This window comes from Vibrio sp. STUT-A16, from assembly GCF_026000495.1.
Taxonomy (GTDB): Bacteria; Pseudomonadota; Gammaproteobacteria; order Enterobacterales; family Vibrionaceae; genus Vibrio; species Vibrio diabolicus.
In genome coordinates, this window is sequence record NZ_AP026765.1 from 967,522 (window position 1) to 986,969 (window position 19,448).

The 19,448-nt window shown below is 46.5% G+C and carries 21 protein-coding genes; all 21 read left to right on the forward strand.

Annotated features, from left to right (window positions below; genetic code table 11):
• The first annotated feature begins 27 nt into the window (after positions 1-27).
• Entirely contained in the window at positions 28-438 is a 411-nt protein-coding gene (fliN, locus tag OO778_RS04585) for a flagellar motor switch protein FliN (RefSeq protein ID WP_012841530.1), read from the forward strand.
• A gap of 1 nt (position 439) precedes the next feature.
• Positions 440-853, forward strand: a complete 414-nt coding sequence (gene fliO / locus OO778_RS04590) for a flagellar biosynthetic protein FliO (RefSeq protein WP_104969689.1) — start codon at positions 440-442, stop codon at positions 851-853.
• Positions 840-1,709 (forward strand): flagellar type III secretion system pore protein FliP, encoded by an 870-nt coding sequence (gene fliP / locus OO778_RS04595; protein WP_046875541.1) that lies wholly within the window; start codon positions 840-842, stop codon positions 1,707-1,709. Before fliO ends, fliP begins: the two co-directional genes overlap by 14 nt.
• 24 nt (positions 1,710-1,733) lie before the next feature.
• A complete protein-coding gene (fliQ, locus tag OO778_RS04600) occupies positions 1,734-2,003 on the forward strand; it encodes a flagellar biosynthesis protein FliQ (RefSeq protein WP_012841532.1) in 270 nt (89 codons plus the stop codon).
• A gap of 8 nt (positions 2,004-2,011) precedes the next feature.
• A complete protein-coding gene (gene fliR / locus OO778_RS04605; protein ID WP_005384463.1) occupies positions 2,012-2,794 on the forward strand; it encodes a flagellar biosynthetic protein FliR in 783 nt (260 codons plus the stop codon).
• A gap of 3 nt (positions 2,795-2,797) precedes the next feature.
• Entirely contained in the window at positions 2,798-3,928 is a 1,131-nt protein-coding gene (gene flhB, locus OO778_RS04610) for a flagellar biosynthesis protein FlhB (RefSeq protein ID WP_006741705.1), read from the forward strand.
• 210 nt (positions 3,929-4,138) lie between these two features.
• On the forward strand, positions 4,139-6,238 hold the full coding sequence (flhA, locus tag OO778_RS04615; protein ID WP_053808936.1) for a flagellar biosynthesis protein FlhA: 2,100 nt from the start codon (positions 4,139-4,141) through the stop codon (positions 6,236-6,238).
• Between the two features lie 28 nt (positions 6,239-6,266).
• Complete coding sequence (gene flhF / locus OO778_RS04620; protein ID WP_012841533.1) at positions 6,267-7,784, forward strand: flagellar biosynthesis protein FlhF; 1,518 nt, start codon at positions 6,267-6,269, stop codon at positions 7,782-7,784.
• Positions 7,785-7,798: 14 nt separating this feature from the next.
• Positions 7,799-8,686, forward strand: a complete 888-nt coding sequence (locus tag OO778_RS04625) for a MinD/ParA family protein (RefSeq protein ID WP_264910796.1) — start codon at positions 7,799-7,801, stop codon at positions 8,684-8,686.
• A complete protein-coding gene (locus tag OO778_RS04630; RefSeq protein WP_006741708.1) occupies positions 8,679-9,413 on the forward strand; it encodes an RNA polymerase sigma factor FliA in 735 nt (244 codons plus the stop codon). The genes OO778_RS04625 and OO778_RS04630 overlap by 8 nt, the downstream gene beginning before the upstream one ends.
• Positions 9,414-9,458: 45 nt before the next feature.
• The gene (gene cheY / locus OO778_RS04635) at positions 9,459-9,827 is read left to right on the forward strand and encodes a chemotaxis response regulator CheY (protein ID WP_017635949.1); all 369 of its coding nucleotides are present in this window, start codon (positions 9,459-9,461) and stop codon (positions 9,825-9,827) included.
• A 120-nt stretch (positions 9,828-9,947) separates the two neighbouring features.
• Complete coding sequence (locus OO778_RS04640) at positions 9,948-10,688, forward strand: protein phosphatase CheZ (protein ID WP_006741709.1); 741 nt, start codon at positions 9,948-9,950, stop codon at positions 10,686-10,688.
• Positions 10,689-10,697: 9 nt separating this feature from the next.
• Entirely contained in the window at positions 10,698-12,932 is a 2,235-nt protein-coding gene (locus tag OO778_RS04645; RefSeq protein ID WP_104969687.1) for a chemotaxis protein CheA, read from the forward strand.
• 29 nt (positions 12,933-12,961) lie between these two features.
• Entirely contained in the window at positions 12,962-14,074 is a 1,113-nt protein-coding gene (locus OO778_RS04650; RefSeq protein WP_104969686.1) for a chemotaxis response regulator protein-glutamate methylesterase, read from the forward strand.
• An 8-nt stretch (positions 14,075-14,082) separates the two neighbouring features.
• On the forward strand, positions 14,083-14,862 hold the full coding sequence (locus OO778_RS04655) for a ParA family protein (protein WP_006741712.1): 780 nt from the start codon (positions 14,083-14,085) through the stop codon (positions 14,860-14,862).
• A complete protein-coding gene (locus OO778_RS04660; protein ID WP_104974916.1) occupies positions 14,852-15,976 on the forward strand; it encodes a chemotaxis protein CheW in 1,125 nt (374 codons plus the stop codon). The genes OO778_RS04655 and OO778_RS04660 overlap by 11 nt, the downstream gene beginning before the upstream one ends.
• A gap of 35 nt (positions 15,977-16,011) precedes the next feature.
• Complete coding sequence (locus OO778_RS04665) at positions 16,012-16,506, forward strand: chemotaxis protein CheW (RefSeq protein ID WP_005380507.1); 495 nt, start codon at positions 16,012-16,014, stop codon at positions 16,504-16,506.
• Positions 16,507-16,520: 14 nt separating this feature from the next.
• Positions 16,521-17,015: a DUF2802 domain-containing protein gene (locus OO778_RS04670; RefSeq protein ID WP_074191816.1), complete on the forward strand. Its 495-nt coding sequence runs from the start codon at positions 16,521-16,523 to the stop codon at positions 17,013-17,015.
• A 285-nt stretch (positions 17,016-17,300) separates the two neighbouring features.
• Positions 17,301-17,918, forward strand: coding sequence for a cytochrome c biogenesis heme-transporting ATPase CcmA (gene ccmA, locus OO778_RS04675; protein ID WP_012841536.1), 618 nt, complete (start codon positions 17,301-17,303; stop codon positions 17,916-17,918).
• Position 17,919: 1 nt separating this feature from the next.
• Complete coding sequence (gene ccmB / locus OO778_RS04680) at positions 17,920-18,588, forward strand: heme exporter protein CcmB (RefSeq protein ID WP_006741714.1); 669 nt, start codon at positions 17,920-17,922, stop codon at positions 18,586-18,588.
• A gap of 109 nt (positions 18,589-18,697) precedes the next feature.
• Positions 18,698-19,441 carry a heme ABC transporter permease gene (locus OO778_RS04685; protein ID WP_005394301.1) on the forward strand — a complete coding sequence of 248 codons (744 nt, stop codon included), beginning with the start codon at positions 18,698-18,700 and terminating at the stop codon, positions 19,439-19,441.
• Positions 19,442-19,448: the final 7 nt, after the last annotated feature.

The window sequence follows — 19,448 nt, forward strand, 5'->3', positions numbered from 1 at the left end:
AAATAAGGCTTAACACAGGATAGAAAAATGGAACCAAGTGACGATCAAAAGCTAGCAGATGAATGGGCAGCCGCTCTTGGCGAAGACCCGTCTGCACCTTCTGTTGACGTAGATGAAGTATTGGCCGCGCCACTGGAAGAGCTAAAAGACACTTCAAGCCCAATTACCGAAGATGAGCGCCGTAAACTCGACACCATCATGGATATTCCGGTGACGATTTCGATGGAAGTCGGTCGTTCACAAATCAGCATTCGGAACTTATTGCAGTTGAACCAAGGTTCGGTTGTTGAGTTGGATCGTCTAGCGGGCGAGTCATTGGACGTATTAGTCAACGGTACACTGATTGCGCATGGCGAAGTCGTGGTCGTGAACGATAAGTTTGGTATCCGTTTGACGGATGTGATCAGCCAAACTGAACGAATTAAGAAGCTACGTTAAGATGAGCTGCTCAATCAAAACTCGATTGACGCAAATCACTGGAGCACTGAGCTTAATGCTGAGTGCTCCTTATGCATTTGCTGCCGCACCAAATAATCTGGATCTTGCGACGACACTGGGCTCGCTTGTGCTTGTGATCGGCGTGATTCTTTTGTTGGCTTGGCTACTTAAACGTATGCAAGTGCCGGCGATGGGACAACAAAAAGGCTTGCGTATTGTGAGTCAGTTGCCAGTGGGCACCAAAGAAAGAATCGCCGTAGTTCAAGTGGGTGAAGAGCAGTTTTTGGTTGGAATTACCAGCCAATCAATCCAAACGTTAGCCAAGTTAGATAAGCCACTGAAAGAGGAAGAGTTGGCGACCAATGCTTTTGCGACTCAATTTAGCCAACTGATCAAAAAACATGACAAAGGGTAACCCGATTCGTTTGCTCCTGAGCACGTTGTTGCTTTTCGTCGGCGTGCTGTTTTCTTCATTTTCGTTTGCTGAGGCAGAGGAGTCAGCCCTGCCAGATAACTTAGCCGATGGAAGTAGCGTTACAGTTCAGGCGATGCAAAGTGATACTGGCGCCAGTCGTGCTATGTCCGTTTCTAGTGGCGGTGGTATTCCAGCATTCACCATGACCACGAACCCTGATGGCAGTGAAGATTACTCGGTTACACTACAAATTTTAGCGTTAATGACCATGCTTGGCTTCTTGCCTGCCATGGTGATTTTAATGACGTCGTTTACTCGAATTGTGGTGGTGATGTCGATATTGCGTCAGGCAATGGGTTTGCAACAAACGCCGTCTAATCAAGTCATCATTGGTATAGCGCTGTTCTTGACCTTCTTTGTTATGTCTCCCGTCCTGAACGAAATCAACGATAAAGCCGTTCAGCCTTATTTGAACGAGCAAGTCACTGCGAGAGAAGCGTTTGATGCTGCACAAGCGCCAATGAAAGCGTTCATGCTTAAGCAGACTCGAATCAAAGATTTGGAGACGTTTGTAACCATGTCAGGAGAGCAAGTCGATAATCCAGAAGATGTGTCGATGGCGGTGTTGATTCCGGCTTTTATCACCTCAGAGCTAAAAACTGCATTCCAGATTGGCTTTATGCTCTTCTTGCCGTTTTTGATTATTGACCTCGTGGTAGCGTCGGTACTGATGGCAATGGGTATGATGATGTTGTCACCAATGATTGTTTCGTTGCCGTTCAAGTTGATGCTGTTCGTATTGGTCGATGGTTGGAACTTGATACTTTCGACACTCGCGGGCAGTTTTGCCCTTTAGATAAGCGCAGATAGAGGATAAGACATGACACCAGAAATGTTTGTCGAGCTTTTCCGTGAAGCACTTTGGATGGTGCTTATCATGGTCTGCGCCATTATCATCCCAAGTTTGCTTATCGGCCTTATTGTTGCGATTTTCCAAGCTGCGACTTCCATCAACGAGCAAACATTGAGCTTCTTGCCGCGTTTGATAGTCACTCTTTTGGCTCTAATGCTATTTGGTCACTGGATGACGCAAATGTTGATGGAATATTTCTATGGCTTGATTGAGCGCTTACCTCAGGTGCTTTATTAGAGGCGCCTATGGAGTACCCCACTAGCGTTGTCTTAGATTGGATCGCAAACTATTTCTGGCCCTACGTTCGTATCTCTTCCATGCTGATGGTGATGACGGTAACTGGGGCTCGATTTGTCTCACCACGAATCCGCCTTTACCTCGGGTTAGCCATCACTTTTGCCGTCATGCCTGCGATCCCTGCAGTGCCTCAAGACATTGAGTTGCTCTCGTTTCGGGGTTTTATGACCATTGCCGAGCAAATGATCATCGGTATTGCGATGGGAATGGTCACTCAATTTATGATTCAAACCTTTGTCTTGTTGGGGCAAATATTGGGTATGCAATCAAGTTTGGGTTTCGCTTCTATGGTTGATCCCGCAAATGGTCAGAACACGCCATTGCTTGGTCAGCTATTCATGTTTTTGACGACAATGTTTTTCCTTGCCACCGATGGGCACTTGAAAATGCTGCAACTGGTCGTGTTCAGCTTTAAAACCTTGCCGATTGGTTCCGGCTCGCTCAACGCGGTTGATTTCCGTGAAATGGCAGGCTGGCTTGGTATTATGTTCCAAACGGCACTGAGTATGTCGCTATCTGGCATTATTGCGCTACTTACCATTAACTTGTCGTTTGGTGTAATGACCCGTGCTGCACCACAGCTGAATATCTTTTCGCTTGGTTTTGCGTTTGCGTTGATGGTGGGTCTATTACTGTGTTGGTACATACTGGCTGGCCTTTACAGTCATTATGAAATGTTCTGGACGGTGGGTGAGGCGCAGATTTGTCGACTCATTCGCTTGGAGTGCTAAGAATTGGCAGAATCAGACGGTCAGGAACGCACCGAAGAAGCCACGCCCCGGCGGTTACAACAAGCCAGAGAAAAGGGGCAGGTTGCTCGGTCTAAAGAACTCGCATCAGCATCTGTACTGATCGTTGGCGCCATTTCACTGATGTGGTTTGGCGAGGCGTTAGCACGCTCACTGTTTTCCATCATGAGCCGTTTATTTGATCTTCAACGAGAAGAGATTTTCGATACGGCAAAGCTATTTGACATTGCTTTAGGGGCGATGACCGATTTGTTGTTCCCTCTATTTTTGGTGCTAGCTACGTTATTTACTGCCGCCATGATTGGTGCTGCGGGTGTGGGAGGAATCAGTTTTTCTGCTCAAGCGGCTATGCCAAAGCTGTCAAAAATGAATCCGCTTAGCGGTTTAAAGCGGATGGTCGGAATGCAAAGCTGGGTAGAGTTGATCAAATCAATTCTTAAAGTGGTTTTGGTTACTGGTGTCGCGATCTATTTGATCCAAGCATCGCAGGCGGATCTGATTCAATTAAGTATGGATGTGTATCCGCAAAACATCTTCCATGCTTTAGATATTCTGCTGAACTTTATCTTGTTGATCAGCTGTTCGCTGTTGATCGTGGTTGCCATCGATATTCCATTTCAAATCTGGCAGCACGCTGATCAGTTAAAAATGACCAAGCAAGAAGTCAAAGACGAATATAAAGAAACCGAGGGTAAGCCAGAGGTCAAAGGACGCATTCGTATGCTGCAAAGAGAAGCGGCTCAACGTCGTATGATGGCAGATGTTCCTCAGGCTGATGTTATTGTTACCAACCCAGAGCACTTTTCGGTTGCGCTTCGTTATAAACAGAAGACAGACCGTGCGCCGGTAGTGATCGCTAAAGGCACCGATCACATGGCAATGAAGATTCGAGAAGTCGCCCGAGAGCATGACATCACAATTGTACCTGCTCCGCCACTTGCTCGTGCGCTGTACCATACTACCGAGCTAGAACAAGAGATCCCCGATGGATTGTTTACTGCGGTGGCTCAGGTTTTGGCATTTGTATTCCAGTTGAAGCAATACCGAAAGCGAGGTGGTCAGCGCCCCAAAATTCAGGATTACGATTTGCCAATCCCGCCAGAACACCGGCACTAATGCTAAAAGAAGCCTAATTCTAAAAAGGCTAATTTAATCAGATATTAAGCTCTACTTGAGTGTTTAGTCATTATTTTGGCGTTAATTATGGTACATAGCTTGCTTAAAACGCCTTAATTATCAACCATACCTAAACTTTTAGGCCAAAGCGGTCGCGTATTAATAGTAAGAGCTAACGTGACGCTTCAATCGATTGAGATCTCTCGTAGTATGAAGTTAAGCCTGCCATTTGCAGATAAATTGCCACGAATCCCTCAGCGTGAAATGCCAGCTATTGGCGCGCCGGTGATGGTTTTGGCCACCTTAGCGATGGTGGTGCTGCCTATTCCAGCCTTTTTGCTGGATATGTTCTTCACCTTTAACATCGCGTTGTCGATGGTGGTGTTGTTAGTGACCGTTTACACACGTCGTCCGTTGGACTTCGCCGCTTTTCCGACGGTACTGCTGATCGCGACCTTGTTGCGTTTGGCGCTGAACGTTGCCTCGACACGTGTCGTCTTACTGCATGGTCACGAAGGCGGCAACGCGGCAGGTAACGTAATTGAAGCGTTTGGTAATGTCGTTATTGGTGGTAACTACGCGGTCGGCTTAGTGGTTTTCCTTATCTTAATGATCATCAACTTTATGGTGGTGACCAAAGGTGCGGGTCGTATCTCTGAGGTAAGTGCTCGCTTCACCCTTGATGCGTTGCCAGGTAAGCAGATGGCGATTGATGCGGACTTAAATGCCGGATTGATAGACCAAGAACAAGCAAGAGTTCGTCGTTTTGAAGTGACAAAAGAAGCGGATTTCTACGGTTCAATGGATGGTGCCTCGAAGTTCGTAAAAGGTGACGCGATTGCCGGTATTTTGATTCTGTTTATCAACATCGTCGGCGGTCTGTCGATCGGTATGGCGCAGTATGGATTGGGTTTCGGTGAGGCAATTGAAATCTATACTTTGCTGACGATTGGTGACGGCCTAGTTGCACAGATTCCATCGCTATTGCTGTCGATTGCAGCGGCGATGATGGTGACGCGTCAAAACACCGATGAAGACATGGGTGAACAGCTGGTCTTCCAGATGTTCGACAACCCAAAAGCACTGATGATTACCGCAGCTATTCTCGGTGTGATGGGCATCGTACCGGGCATGCCACACTTTGCGTTTTTGAGTCTGGCGGTCGCGGCTGGCGCGGCGGCGTATTTCATCGATAAACGCCAAAAGCAGAAAGCGAAAGAACCGGCTTTACCAGCGAAAGCCGACGAAGGTGCAGAGCCTTCATCACAACGCGAACTGTCTTGGGACGACGTCCAGCCAGTCGATATTATTGGCCTAGAAGTGGGTTACCGCTTGATTCCGCTAGTGGACCGAGACCAAGGCGGAGAACTGTTAGAGCGCGTAAAAGGTGTGCGTAAAAAGCTATCGCAAGATTTTGGGTTCTTAATCCCTGCGGTTCACATACGTGACAACCTTGAACTGACGCCAAACAGCTATCGAATCACATTAATGGGGGTTGCGGTGGGCGAAGCTGAGATTCGTCCGGATCAAGAGCTAGCGATTAACCCAGGTCAGGTGTATGGCATGATTGATGGCGAGCCAACCATTGACCCTGCATTTGGACTGGAAGCCGTATGGATTCGCGAAGATCAGCGTGAGCATGCTCAGGCGCTAGGGTATACGGTTGTTGACTCATCGACAGTATTAGCGACGCACCTGAGCCAGTTATTGACTAATAACGCATCGCAGTTGATTGGTCATGAAGAAGTAGAGAATTTATTAGAAATGTTAGGACGCAGCGCGCCTAAGTTGGTCGAGAACTTTGTTCCTGACCAATTACCATTAGGTGTGGTGGTGAAAGTCCTACAAAACTTGTTAAACGAGGCCATTCCAATCCGCGATATTCGCACGATTGTTCAAACTTTGGCTGAGTACTCAAGTAAGAGTCAAGAAGCTGACATATTGACGGCAGCAGTTCGAATTAGTCTTAAACGTCTAATTGTTCAAGAAATCAATGGTATAGAGCCTGAGTTACCAGTGATTACTTTGATACCTGAACTGGAACAAATATTGCATCAAACTATGCAAGCATCAGGAGGCGAATCCGCGGGGATTGAACCGGGGCTCGCTGAACGATTGCAGTCTTCACTAAGCCAAGCGACACAGGAACAAGAATTGAAAGGCGAACCTGCCGTTCTGCTTACTTCCGGTGTATTGCGCTCGACGTTGGCGAAATTTGTGAAGAACACAATACCTAATCTCCGGGTACTGTCTTACCAAGAAATCCCGGATGAAAAACAGATCAGAATTGTGCAAGCCGTGGGTAACTGATCTCACGCATCATTAATGGATTCATAGTTTGAAAATAAAGCGATTTTTTGCCAAAGACATGAGAACGGCGCTGCTCCAAGTGAAAGAGGAGTTAGGCGCGGAAGCGGTGATCATGTCAAACAAGAAAGTGGCTGGTGGGGTGGCGATTGTTGCGGCGATAGATAGTGAATCTAACCCGTCTCAAGCAAGCGCAGCGTCACAACAAAATCGCGGTGCTTCTCAATCGAATCGCTATAACGAACATCGTCAAATGTCATCGTCTTCTGCTGATCGTTATCAAGATCGTCATTTAGATGAAGATAAAATTAGCCTGAACAGTAATAACAGTAACAACGAAAAAACAGGCTCGATGACGCAGCGATTCGCTAACATGCTTAAGCAATATAGTGGTGGTGCAGCAGATGCTGACGATCATGTAGCGGAAAATGAAGATTCGCTCTCTGCTTTATTGCAACGCCAGAATAAGCATCGCGACGGCTACAACCAAGAAAAGCCAGCGCCATATCAACCAGATTCACCTTTGGCGAAGTTAATCGCACAAGATAATCGATTTGAGCGTCCAACGCCGAAGCTGGATCCGACACGCTATGATCGCCGCCGTCCAAGTGATGAGCGAGAAGAGTCTGCAGATGAGCTGGAGAGTATGCGCGAAGAGATGACGTCAATTCGTCGTCTTCTAGAGCATCAAGTCTCTGGCCTAATGTGGCAGGAAGTGGAACGTCGTGAGCCGCTCAGAGCAATGCTGATTAAGCGCTTAGAGCGTATGGGCGTTTCTCCGGAGTTAGCAGACCAAATGGCTTGCTATATCCCGGAAGATACAAAACCAGCGCGAGCGTGGAAAGCGTTGTTGTCGCTGGTGGCGGATCAAATCAATATTCCTAAACAGGACATTTTAAAACGTGGTGGTGTGGTCGCACTGTTAGGTCCGACGGGGGTTGGAAAAACAACCACCGTTGCGAAGCTCGCAGCACGTGCCGCCATGGAATACGGTGCCGACAATGTGGCCCTTGTGACAACAGACACATATCGCATAGGTGCACATGAGCAGCTCTCAATTTACGGAAGAATCATGGGTTGTCCCGTAAGAGTTGCTAAAGATTCTAACGAGTTAGCCGATGTTATATATCAGCTAAGAAACAGAAGACTGATTTTGGTCGATACGGCAGGGATGGGGCAACGAGATGTCAGGCTTTCTGAGCAGCTCGATACTCTAATGCAAGAGAGCGGAGAAGTGATTCACAGCTACCTTGTTTTGCCAGCTACCGCACAACGTCGCGTTCTACAAGAAACGCTGGATCACTTCCGACGCATACCACTTTCGGGTTGTATTATGACGAAGCTTGATGAGTCATTAAGTCTAGGCGAATTCATCAGTGTAGTGATTCAAAACGCAATGCCAGTGGCTTACATAGCTAATGGCCAGCGCGTGCCAGAAGACATTGTGATAGCGCAACCAAAATATATGCTTGCGAAAGCAAATGAACTGTTAGAGAAGTCGACAGAGAACGAACCTCACTTTTGGAACAGTGACAGTGAAGGACTCTAAGGCGGCGGACTACTATGACTGAGAATATGATACACGATCAAGCAAGCGGCCTCCGTCGCTTAACACAACCATCGTTGACCAAAGTGATTGCTGTTACTGGCGGCAAAGGTGGTGTGGGGAAATCAAACGTAACACTGGGTCTGGCGATTTGTATGGCTCGCCAAGGCAAGAAGGTGATGGTTCTCGACGCTGATTTAGGTCTGGCCAATGTGGACGTGATGCTCGGAATTCGTGCAAAACGTAATCTAGGACATGTCTTAGCGGGTGAATGTGAGCTAAAAGATGCGATTGTCGAAGGGCCTTATGGTATAAAGATAATCCCTGCAACTTCTGGCACGCAGAGCATGACTGAGCTTTCTCACGCTCAACATGCTGGACTCATTCGAGCATTTGGTAGTCTTGAAGACGAAATGGACGTCCTGCTGATAGATACCGCCGCAGGCATTTCTGACATGGTAATCAGTTTTTCGCGAGCAGCTCAAGACGTCGTTGTGGTTGTGTGTGATGAACCAACTTCAATCACAGATGCATATGCGTTAATTAAGCTGTTAAGTAAAGAACACCAGGTCCAACGCTTTAAAGTTGTAGCAAATATGGTCAGAAGCTACCGGGAAGGGCGAGAATTGTTTGCAAAGTTGACGCTAGTCACAGAGCGATTCTTGAATGTCAGCCTTGAACTCGTAGCATGTATTCCATTAGATGATAAAGTACGACAGGCTGTAAAAAGACAAAAAATTGTCGTTGATGCGTTCCCTCGCTCACCTGCCGCTTTATCTATTAGCTCACTAGCAAACAAAGCGTTAACGTGGCCACTACCGAAAACACCAAGTGGACACTTGGAATTTTTTGTGGAAAGGTTGCTAAATCGTACCGAATTCGCAGAGGACCCTTTTGGTGAATAAAGCGATAACCTATGACCAACATGGCAAGTTTAATAGCCAGCAAGCGTTTATAGAGCGCTACTCAGTGTTGGTTAAGCGCATTGCTCACCACCTATTAGGCCGTTTACCGCCGAGTGTTCAGGTAGAGGATTTAATTCAGGCCGGCATGATCGGTCTTATCGAAGCTCAGCAGAATTATGATGGTTCTAAAGGTGCGAGCTTTGAAACTTATGCAGGTATCCGTATTCGCGGTGCAATGTTAGATGACATGCGCAAAGGCGATTGGGTACCGCGTTCTGTTCATAAAAATAATCGAGAGATTAACCAAGCGATTGCGGAACTGGAAGGCGAATTAAATAGAGATCCTACTGATTCTGAAGTAGCCACGCATCTCGGTATGACACTGGATCAATATCATAGTGCTCTGACCGATATCAACTGCTCAAAATTAGTCGGTATTGAAGATTTAGGCGTTTCTGATGATGTGATTTCACCTGCAGATGAAACTGATGACAGTAACCCATTCAAAGGGGTTGCCGATGAATCATTTCGAAAAGCACTGGTTGAATCAATAAAACAGATTCCAGAGCGTGAAGCTTTGGTACTTTCGCTTTATTATGATGAAGAACTCAATTTGAAAGAAATTGGCGATGTGTTAGGCGTAAGCGAATCTCGCGTAAGTCAAATACTGAGTCAAGCGATGCAACGTTTGCGCACCAAGCTCAGTGCGTGGACACAAAATGACTAAAAACACTGATTTTACGATTCAGTGGAGGCAATTTTGAATAAAAACATGAAGATCCTTATTGTTGATGATTTCTCAACAATGCGCCGTATTGTTAAAAACCTGCTTCGTGACTTGGGTTTCAATAACACTCAAGAAGCGGACGATGGTTTAACCGCATTACCAATGCTGAAAAAAGGTGACTTCGATTTTGTTGTAACTGACTGGAACATGCCAGGTATGCAAGGCATCGATTTGCTTAAACACATCCGCGCGGATGCAGAACTTAAGCATTTGCCAGTTCTAATGATCACGGCTGAAGCGAAGCGTGAGCAGATCATTGAAGCTGCTCAAGCAGGCGTAAACGGCTACATTGTTAAGCCATTTACTGCTGCAACATTAAAAGAAAAATTAGATAAAATTTTCGAGCGTTTATAACTCTCTCTTTTTCTCTTTGTTATTCGAGTCATTCATACCAATTATTAAATACCTATTAAATGACTCGTTTAGCGTTTTTAAAGTGATAAGAAGAACTAAACGTAAAAGGGTCTATTCAGAATGATCTCACTAGAGCAGGCGAAGTCACTCGTTCAAATGCTAGAAAACGGGGAACAAGACCAAGCCAATATGCTTGTTGCCTCGATCTACGAAGGTGCCGAGAATCCAATGCTGCAAGAAATTGGAGCCTTAACTCGAGACCTTCACGAATCACTCAAGCAGTTCAGTCTCGATCAGCGCATGACCGAAATTGCGAAAGACGAAATCCCTAACGCAAGGGATCGTCTTAATTATGTGATCGAGAAGACAGAGCTAGCAGCCAACAAAACGATGGATGCAGTCGACTGCTGCCTTCCTATCGCTGACAACCTGCATGATTGCCTTCAGAAAGTTCGTCCTCAATGGAATGAACTCATGCACGGGCGCATCGAATTAAGCGAATTCAAAGCACTTTGTCACCGAATCGACGAGCTATTAGTTCAAGTCGAAGGTGACAGTACTGAGTTGCGTGGTCAATTGACCGAAATTCTCATGGCGCAAGACTTCCAAGACCTAACTGGCCAAATTATTCGCCGCGTAATTACGTTGGTAAATGAAGTAGAAGGCCGCTTAGTGGAAATCCTAACCGTATTCTCTGGAAATAAACCTGAAGAACACATTCAAGTTTTGTCAGAACCGGCAGATAAAAAGAATACACAAACAAGCGAAGCCGAAGGCCCGATTCTTCATCCAGAACTGAGAGAAGATGCGGTTTCATCGCAGGACGAAGTCGATGACTTGTTGTCCAGTCTTGGATTTTAAAGGTAACGTATGAGCTACGATTTAGACGAAGATATTCTTCAGGACTTTCTCATTGAGGCTGGGGAAATTCTCGAACTGCTTTCTGAGCAGTTGGTTGAATTGGAAAATAACCCAGAAGACAAAGACTTACTTAATGCAATTTTCCGCGGGTTTCACACCGTAAAAGGCGGTGCTGGCTTCCTGTCTTTGGCAGAGCTAGTCGATACTTGTCATGGTGCGGAGAACGTGTTCGACGTTTTACGAAACGGCCAACGCACGGTCACGCAAAACTTAATGGATACGATGCTAAAAGCGTTGGATACGGTCAATACCCAGTTCCAAGCTGTTCAAGATCGTGAGCCATTGGAAGCTGCGGATCCTGCCCTTCTTGAAGAACTTCATCGTCTATGTAAACCTGAATCAGAAGATGAAGTCGCTGCAACCGTGGTTGAAGAACCAGTGGTTACTCCTGAACCTGTCATTCCTGAGCCTGTTATTGAAGAACCTGCCGCGCCAGCGTCAAGTGTCGGCTCTGTTGATGAAATTACCCAAGACGAATTCGAAAAGCTGCTGGATGAGCTTCATGGTAAAGGCTCAGCTCCAGGCGCTTCAGAACCTGCGACACCAACAACGCCATCAGAGCCTCCTCAATCAAGTGCGCCATCAGTTGAGAGTGGCGATATCACTGACGATGAATTTGAACGTCTACTTGACGAACTTCACGGCGTTGGCAAAAGTCCATCAGCGGCAGAGGCTGCAGCATCTGCACCAGCAGAACCTCCTAAAGCAGCAGAACCAGCTGCGCCAGTTGCATCGTCAGCAAATCAAGATAGTGACTTAATGACGGACGAAGAGTTCGAAAAGTTACTCGATGAGCTACATGGTGCGGGCAAAGGTCCCACGCTGGAAGAACTGGATATGGCAACGAAGCCGGCATCAGCAAACGTAGAGGAAAGCCCTGCGAAACCTGAGCCTGCGGTTAAGCCAGCACCAGCAGCTCCAACTCCGGCTCCAGCACCAAAACCAGAATCTAAACCTGTCGCGGTGAAAGAAGAGGCGAAATCGCCAGCGGTTAAAAAGCCTCAGGCCGAGGCAACCGTTCGTGTCGATACCTCGACGCTTGATACCATCATGAACATGGTTGGTGAGCTTGTATTGGTCCGAAACCGTCTATTAAGTCTTGGTTTGAACAGCGACAATGAAGAAATGTCCAAAGCGGTCGCCAACCTTGATGTCGTAACGGCGGATCTGCAAGGCGCGGTAATGAAAACGCGTATGCAGCCAATCAAGAAAGTATTTGGCCGTTTCCCACGCGTTGTCCGTGACTTGGCGCGTAACCTAAATAAAGACATCGTGCTGGAAATGCGCGGTGAAGAAACCGATCTCGATAAAAACCTTGTAGAAGCATTGGCTGATCCATTGATTCACTTGGTTCGTAACTCGGTTGACCACGGTATTGAAATGCCAGACGATCGCGCGAAAGCAGGTAAATCACGCACAGGTAAAGTGATTTTGTCTGCATCGCAAGAAGGGGATCACATTGAGCTATCCATCGTAGATGATGGCGGCGGTATGGACCCGAACAAACTGCGTGGTATCGCGGTTAAGCGCGGTATGATGGACGAAGATGCGGCGGCCCGTTTAACAGACAAAGAGTGCTTCAACCTTATCTTTGCGCCAGGTTTCTCAAGTAAAGATAAAATTTCTGACATCTCTGGCCGTGGCGTTGGCATGGATGTGGTTAAGACGGCGATCAACACCTTAAATGGTTCAATCGATATCGATTCAGAACTAGGTAAAGGCACTAAGATCACCATCAAAGTACCACTGACGCTTGCGATCCTACCAACACTGATGGTTGGTGTTGGCGGTCATCCGTTTGCGCTGCCACTGGCTTCGGTGAGCGAAATTTTCCACTTGGATCTGAGTCGCACAAACGTGGTAGATGGTCAGTTGACGATCATTGTGCGTGAAAAATCTATCCCGCTATTTTACTTACAGAACTGGTTAGCATCCAAATCACAAAACGTCGAAGAGCGTACTGGTCACGGTCATGTGGTTATTGTACAGATCGGTAACCAGCGCGTTGGTTTTGTTGTGGATACGCTTATTGGTCAAGAAGAAGTGGTTATTAAGCCACTCGATAATCTATTGCAAGGCACTCCAGGCATGGCTGGTGCAACAATCACTAGCGATGGCCATATTGCATTAATTCTAGATGTGCCTGATTTACTTAAGCGATATGCTGCGGCTTCACGCCTTTAAGCAAAGCTGACGTTATTAAAAGGAATAAGATGGCGATTAAAGTACTAGTCGTTGATGATTCGAGTTTTTTTCGACGTCGCGTGAGCGAAATCATCAACTCAGAATCGCGCCTAGAAGTGATTGACGTTGCGGTAAATGGCAGAGAGGCGGTTGAGAAAGCCAAATCTCTTAAACCGGACGTCATCACGATGGATATTGAAATGCCAGTGATGGATGGCATTACCGCTGTGCGTGAAATCATGGCAGCGGCTCCAACGCCAATCCTAATGTTTTCGTCCCTGACTCATGACGGGGCGAAAGCCACGCTTGATGCGCTAGATGCGGGCGCATTGGATTTCTTACCGAAAAAGTTTGAAGACATCGCACGTAACCGCGAAGAAGCGGTATCACTGCTTCAGCAACGAGTTATTCAGATTGCTTCGAAGCGCGCTTTTATGCGTCGACCAATCACTCGCGCTGCTGCGAGTACCAGTGCGGCATCTCGTCCACTAGGTTCAAGAACGGCTTCGCCAGCGACTCCAGCTCCTGCTCGACCGGCTGCGGCAAAGTTCCGAGCCTCTGGTAAGAAGTATCAACTGACCGCAATTGGCACGTCGACTGGTGGTCCGGTTGCTTTGCAAAAAATTCTGACGCGTTTACCGATGAACTACCCGCATCCGATCGTATTGATCCAACATATGCCGGCAACCTTTACTGCTGCATTTGCCAGCCGTTTGAATACCTTGTGTAAGATTCAAGTGAAAGAAGCCCAAGACGGCGATGTCTTACAGCCTGGTGTGGCATACCTTGCTCCAGGTGGTAAGCAAATGATGGTGGATGGTCGAGCGGGGGCTGCTCGTCTTCGTATCATTGATGGCGGCGACCGCATGAACTACAAACCATGTGTGGATGTGACTTTTGGTTCTGCAGCCAAAGTATACGGTGACAAAGTACTCTCTTTAGTGCTGACTGGCATGGGTGCAGACGGTCGTGAAGGTGCTCGTATGTTGAAGTCTGCAGGCTCAACTATTTGGGCTCAAGATGAAGAAAGTTGTGTTGTTTATGGTATGCCCCAAGCTGTTGCTAAAGCAGGCATTTCTTCAGAAGATTTACCGCTTGACCGCATTGCAGAACGCATGTTGGTGGAAGTTGGCCTAGCGTAGGATTCATCATGATTGTTTGGAGTGTAGCTAACCAGAAAGGTGGCGTGGGTAAAACCACCTCAACAGTGACATTAGCGGGTTTGCTGAGTCAAAAAGGTCATCGCGTACTGATGGTCGATACTGACCCTCACGCATCACTGACTACCTATCTTGGTTATGATCCTGACGCAGTAACTTCGAGCCTATTTGATTTATTCCAGTTGAAGACATTCTCTCGTGAAACGGTGAGGCCGTTAATCCTAGAGACAAAACTGGAAGGGATGGATATCATTCCCGCGCATATGTCCCTTGCGACGCTTGATCGTGTCATGGGGAATCGCAGTGGGATGGGGCTGATCTTAAAACGAGCTCTACAAGCGGTCTCACAAGACTATGATTATGTGTTGATTGACTGCCCGCCAATTCTTGGTGTGATGATGGTCAACGCACTGGCCGCCAGTGACCGAATTTTGATTCCCGTTCAAACCGAGTTTTTGGCGATGAAAGGCTTGGAACGCATGATGCGCACGTTAACCATTATGCAAAAGTCTCGTCCGGGTGGTTTCAAAGTGACTATCGTTCCAACGATGTATGACAAGCGCACCAAAGCGTCTTTGCAGACATTGATGCAACTGAAGAAAGATTACCCAAATCAAGTATGGACCTCTGCGGTGCCGATTGATACCAAGTTCCGTGATGCTAGTTTAAAGCATTTGCCAGCTTCGCATTTTGCATCTGGTAGTCGTGGTGTGTTTGCGTATAAGCAGTTACTGATTTACCTGGAGAGGTTAGCGTTCGATGAGCAGTAACGACGTGCTTTCCAGTGAACAAGCGCTTGATGACTACTTTAATGCGCTATTGGGTGATGAGGCTGAAGCAACGACTCTTGAGGAAGAGCTTGACTTGCTGGCTCAAGAAATATCATCTGCAGAGCCAGAGCCAGAGCCAGAGCCAGAGCCAGAGCCAGAGCCAGAGCCAGAGCCAGAGCCAGAGCCAGAGCCAGAGCCAGAGCCAGAGCCAGAGCCAGAGCCAGAGCCAGAGCCAGAGCCAGAGCCAGAATTGCAGTTTCAATACTCGGAGCCGGAAACTTACCAGTTTCAAGAAGCGTACCCGCCAGAATTGGAAGCCCCAAATCTGGAAGATGTGCAAAGGTTATTAAGTCAGCTTGAAGCAAGCAACCCTGTAGCCGAGTTAGATATTGATAGTATTCTTGAACAAAATACGATTGATATTGCAGCAGAAATAAAAGCGGCTGAGCCAGACGTACAAACCGTTAGTGAGGCGCCCGAGTTACAAACAGTTGAAGAGATACAAGACTGGGTGATTGATGCGCCAGTTTTTGAGGAAACTCAGCCAGAATTGGTTGAACCTCAATCGGTGATTGAGCATGATGTCAATATAGAATCGAACGTTGATACCGAGCTCGAGACACAAACAGGTTCCGAAATACCAACTGACTGGGAAAGCACGAAGCGAAGTGAAGATTTTCAAGTGCTTTACTTTGATGTGAATGATGTCACGTTTGCCGTACCGCTTGATGAGTTAGGTGGTATTCATCGCATCAGCGAGCTTAACCATTTGATAGGAAAGCCCGCCTGGTATTTGGGGCTACAAACAAATCGTGAGCAACAGTTTGATGTCGTCGATACCGCGAAATGGGTGATGGCAGATAAGCTTCGCGATGACAGTTACAAAGATAATTACCAATACGTTGTCATGCTTGGAGAGAGCATGTGGGGGCTGGCCAGTAACCAACTAATGGGGACGGAAACGCTCAATATCGACAAGGTTCGCTGGCGTGAACAGGCGGGTAAGCGCCCTTGGCTAGCGGGCATGGTAAAAGAAAAAATGTGCGCCTTAATTCATGTCCAGGCGCTCATTGACATGCTAAACGCCGGTTTAGATGTCAAATCACTGAATTAGATTTAAGTCGGGAACGACATTAACGAGGATTAACTATGTCTCAAGCTTTTGAAGTAGAAGTGAAGAAAGATGCATCGAATGACGAAGTTCTTCAGTGGGTGACGTTCCAACTAGAAGAAGAAACGTACGGCATCAACGTAATGCAAGTTCGTGAAGTACTTCGTTATACTGAAATTGCACCCGTTCCAGGTGCGCCAGATTATGTTCTGGGTATCATCAACCTGCGTGGTAACGTGGTTACTGTTATCGACACGCGTTCACGTTTCGGCCTGATGGAAGGCGAAGTTACAGATAATACTCGTATTATTGTGATCGAGTCTGAGCGTCAAGTGATTGGTATTTTGGTAGATAGTGTGGCAGAAGTGGTTTACCTACGTTCTTCTGAAATTGACACGACGCCTTCAGTTGGTACTGATGAAAGCGCGAAGTTCATCCAAGGTGTGAGCAACCGTGACGGCAAACTTCTTATCCTTGTGGATTTGAACAAGCTCCTAACGGATGACGAATGGGACGAGATGGCTCACCTATAATGGGCTGAATAATGATGGCTGAAGAGACTCTTTTATCTGTTCCATTCCTTGCGGGTGGCGTCGCTTTTATCGTGTTGGTGTTGGTTGTTTTGCAACTGCGCATTCGCTCGGGGTTGCAAAAGCAAGTAGACCAGCAACGAGCACAGTCTCGACATGTAGATAAAGAAGTACAAAAGTTGAGTAAGCAGTTACTCGAAGTGCGTTCGGTTGTCGTTGGTCTTGGACAAAAAGTAACGGAACAACAAGACATTATTCAGCACCTAAACGAGAGAATTCGTGAACTCGAACACGCTGATACTGATGGTCGCTTGTACAGTCGAGCTTCTAAAATGGTACAGCTTGGTGCAGATATCAATGAGCTCATTGAAGAGTGTGAACTGCCAAAAGCTGAAGCGGAATTGATGCTTTCACTACAGAAAAAACTGGCGGGAAAAGAGAAAATTCCACCACTAAGCGGTCAGCCATCAGATGATACAGAATACCCGGCGCGTGGACGTCGTCGACGCTGAGGTTTTAAAGCGATAAAAAGAGGCGATAAGCCTCTTTTTTTGTATTCGGTTACTAATTATCTTTTTGCAATACAGCCCTAGATTACCTTAAGCTATTCTCATTCTTAGCACTCGCTCCCCAAGTTAAAATGAGAGCTTATAACTACTTATAGTTAATTTTATTAAAGTGTGACGATTAATTAACAAAAATACATGAACTTACATACATCCCAGCCCTCTTATCCTGTTTTGTCATAACTAAGCTGTGCTAATATAGCGCTTCGTTCATTTTTTAGTTGAAGCTCTATGTTAGAAGTATCTAACCTGACAGCGATCCGTGATGAGAGGGTCCTGTTTGAAAACCTGCAGTTTGAAATTAAGCCTGGTGAATTGGTCCAGATAGAAGGGCGCAATGGTACTGGCAAAACTACGTTACTACGTATTGTGACAGGTTTAGGTGATAGAGAAGAAGGCATCATTAAGTGGAAAGGAGAAGAGGTTGAAAAATCTCGTGATGTTTTCCATCAAGATCTGCTGTTCTTAGGGCATCAAACTGGAGTGAAACGAGAGCTTACCGCACTAGAAAACTTACGTTTTTACCAATCTATTCAAAATAACCGCTCTTCTGACGAAGAAATCTTCACTGCTTTAACTCAAGTAGGTTTAGCTGGTCGAGAAGATGTGCCTGTAGCACAGCTTTCCGCAGGTCAGCAACGACGAGTGGCACTAGCAAGGTTATGGCTCAGTAAGCAAATTTTATGGATTTTAGATGAACCGTTGACCGCCATCGATAAGCAAGGCGTCAAAGTGCTTGAATCTTTGTTCGCAAGTCACGCTGATAATGGCGGTATTGTCGTGTTGACGACGCATCAAGATATGTTTTCGGACAGCCCGAAACTTAGAAAAATAAAGTTGGGTGATTGATATGATTCCATCTATGACCACCATCATTCGCCGCGAGCTATTGATAGCATTTCGCCGTCAGGCAGACATTCTGAACCCGCTTTGGTTCTTTATTATTGTTATTACTCTGTTTCCTCTTAGTATCGGGCCTGAACCAAATTTGTTAGCACGTATTGCAGCGGGCATTGTTTGGGTTGCCGCATTGCTATCCGCCTTATTATCATTAGAGCGTCTATTTCGTGATGATTTTCAAGACGGTGCATTGGAACAAATGATGCTAATGCCGATTCCATTGCAACTTGTAGTGGTTTCAAAGGTCATAGCACATTGGTTGTTAACAGGGTTACCTCTGATCCTAATTAGCCCATTATTGGCGGTTTTACTTTCGCTCGATTTCAATACTTGGCTATCTGTTGTACTAACCTTGATGATCGGTACACCGACACTAAGTTTTATTGGAGCTATTGGTGTGGCTTTGACGGTTGGGTTGCAAAAGGGGGGCGTTCTTTTGAGTTTGCTTATTCTTCCGCTCTACATCCCAATTTTGATTTTCGCAACATCAGCAATTGATGCCGCCGCGCTTGGTATGGCGTATAACGGTCAACTAGCAATTTTAGGTGCGATGCTAATGGGAGCGATGACGTTAACACCTTTTGCCATTAGTGCCGCATTGAGAGTTAGTGTTAACTAACTCAATAAAGTGCCAATGAAGCGGCGCTTGATCAAAGAATTATTATTAAAGCACTGCTACGGTCTCAGCCCTTTAGACAGTGTCCCTGAAGTAAGAGTGAGAACAAAACATGTGGAAATGGCTACATCCTTATGCCAAGCCAGAAACCGCTTACCGTTTGAGTGGTAAGTTTCTGCCTTGGTTTTCTGTATTGGCCCTCGTATGCTTATCGGTTGGTACGGTTTGGGGGCTTGCATTTGCGCCTTCAGATTACCAACAAGGTGACAGTTTCCGAATCATCTATATTCACGTCCCATCAGCTATTTGGTCTATGGGCGTTTATATGTCGATGGCGATTGCGGCATTTATTGGCTTAGTATGGCAAGTACGTCTATCTGATATGGCGGCGCTTGCGATGGCGCCGATTGGTGCGGTATTTACTTTCATTGCTCTACTTACTGGTGCCGTTTGGGGTAAGCCAATGTGGGGCACTTGGTGGGTATGGGACGCCCGTCTTACTTCAGAATTGATTCTTCTATTTCTCTACCTTGGTGTTATTGCGCTTTATCACGCGTTTGACGATCAGAAAACAGCCGCAAAAGCGGCGGGTATTTTAGCGATCGTAGGCGTCGTGAACCTACCTATCATTCACTTTTCCGTAGAATGGTGGAACACGCTTCACCAAGGCGCGACGATCACGAAATTTGAACAACCTTCTATTTCATCCGACATGCTTTGGCCGTTATTGCTAAACATCTTTGGCTTTGCGTTCTTCTTTGGTGCAGTGACGATGGTACGTTTTCGTAACGAAATCATCAGTAAAGAAAGTCACCGCCCTTGGGTGCGCAAACTCGCAACAGAACAAACTCAGTGAGGTAATT

Bases quoted from the DNA above. Each gene is read 5' to 3' on its own strand.
- OO778_RS04650 (WP_104969686.1), top strand. From the start codon at position 12,962: ATGGCGATTAAAGTACTAGTCGTTGATGATTCGAGTTTTTTTCGACGT.
- fliO (WP_104969689.1), top strand. From the start codon at position 440: ATGAGCTGCTCAATCAAAACTCGATTGACGCAAATCACTGGAGCACTG.
- OO778_RS04685 (WP_005394301.1), top strand. From the start codon at position 18,698: ATGTGGAAATGGCTACATCCTTATGCCAAGCCAGAAACCGCTTACCGT.
- ccmA (WP_012841536.1), top strand. From the start codon at position 17,301: ATGTTAGAAGTATCTAACCTGACAGCGATCCGTGATGAGAGGGTCCTG.
- OO778_RS04645 (WP_104969687.1), top strand. From the start codon at position 10,698: ATGAGCTACGATTTAGACGAAGATATTCTTCAGGACTTTCTCATTGAG.
- OO778_RS04640 (WP_006741709.1), top strand. From the start codon at position 9,948: ATGATCTCACTAGAGCAGGCGAAGTCACTCGTTCAAATGCTAGAAAAC.
- ccmB (WP_006741714.1), top strand. From the start codon at position 17,920: ATGATTCCATCTATGACCACCATCATTCGCCGCGAGCTATTGATAGCA.
- flhA (WP_053808936.1), top strand. From the start codon at position 4,139: ATGAAGTTAAGCCTGCCATTTGCAGATAAATTGCCACGAATCCCTCAG.
- OO778_RS04670 (WP_074191816.1), top strand. From the start codon at position 16,521: ATGGCTGAAGAGACTCTTTTATCTGTTCCATTCCTTGCGGGTGGCGTC.
- OO778_RS04655 (WP_006741712.1), top strand. From the start codon at position 14,083: ATGATTGTTTGGAGTGTAGCTAACCAGAAAGGTGGCGTGGGTAAAACC.
- cheY (WP_017635949.1), top strand. From the start codon at position 9,459: ATGAAGATCCTTATTGTTGATGATTTCTCAACAATGCGCCGTATTGTT.
- OO778_RS04625 (WP_264910796.1), top strand. From the start codon at position 7,799: ATGACTGAGAATATGATACACGATCAAGCAAGCGGCCTCCGTCGCTTA.
- fliP (WP_046875541.1), top strand. From the start codon at position 840: ATGACAAAGGGTAACCCGATTCGTTTGCTCCTGAGCACGTTGTTGCTT.
- fliN (WP_012841530.1), top strand. From the start codon at position 28: ATGGAACCAAGTGACGATCAAAAGCTAGCAGATGAATGGGCAGCCGCT.
- fliQ (WP_012841532.1), top strand. From the start codon at position 1,734: ATGACACCAGAAATGTTTGTCGAGCTTTTCCGTGAAGCACTTTGGATG.
- OO778_RS04660 (WP_104974916.1), top strand. From the start codon at position 14,852: ATGAGCAGTAACGACGTGCTTTCCAGTGAACAAGCGCTTGATGACTAC.
- fliR (WP_005384463.1), top strand. From the start codon at position 2,012: ATGGAGTACCCCACTAGCGTTGTCTTAGATTGGATCGCAAACTATTTC.
- OO778_RS04665 (WP_005380507.1), top strand. From the start codon at position 16,012: ATGTCTCAAGCTTTTGAAGTAGAAGTGAAGAAAGATGCATCGAATGAC.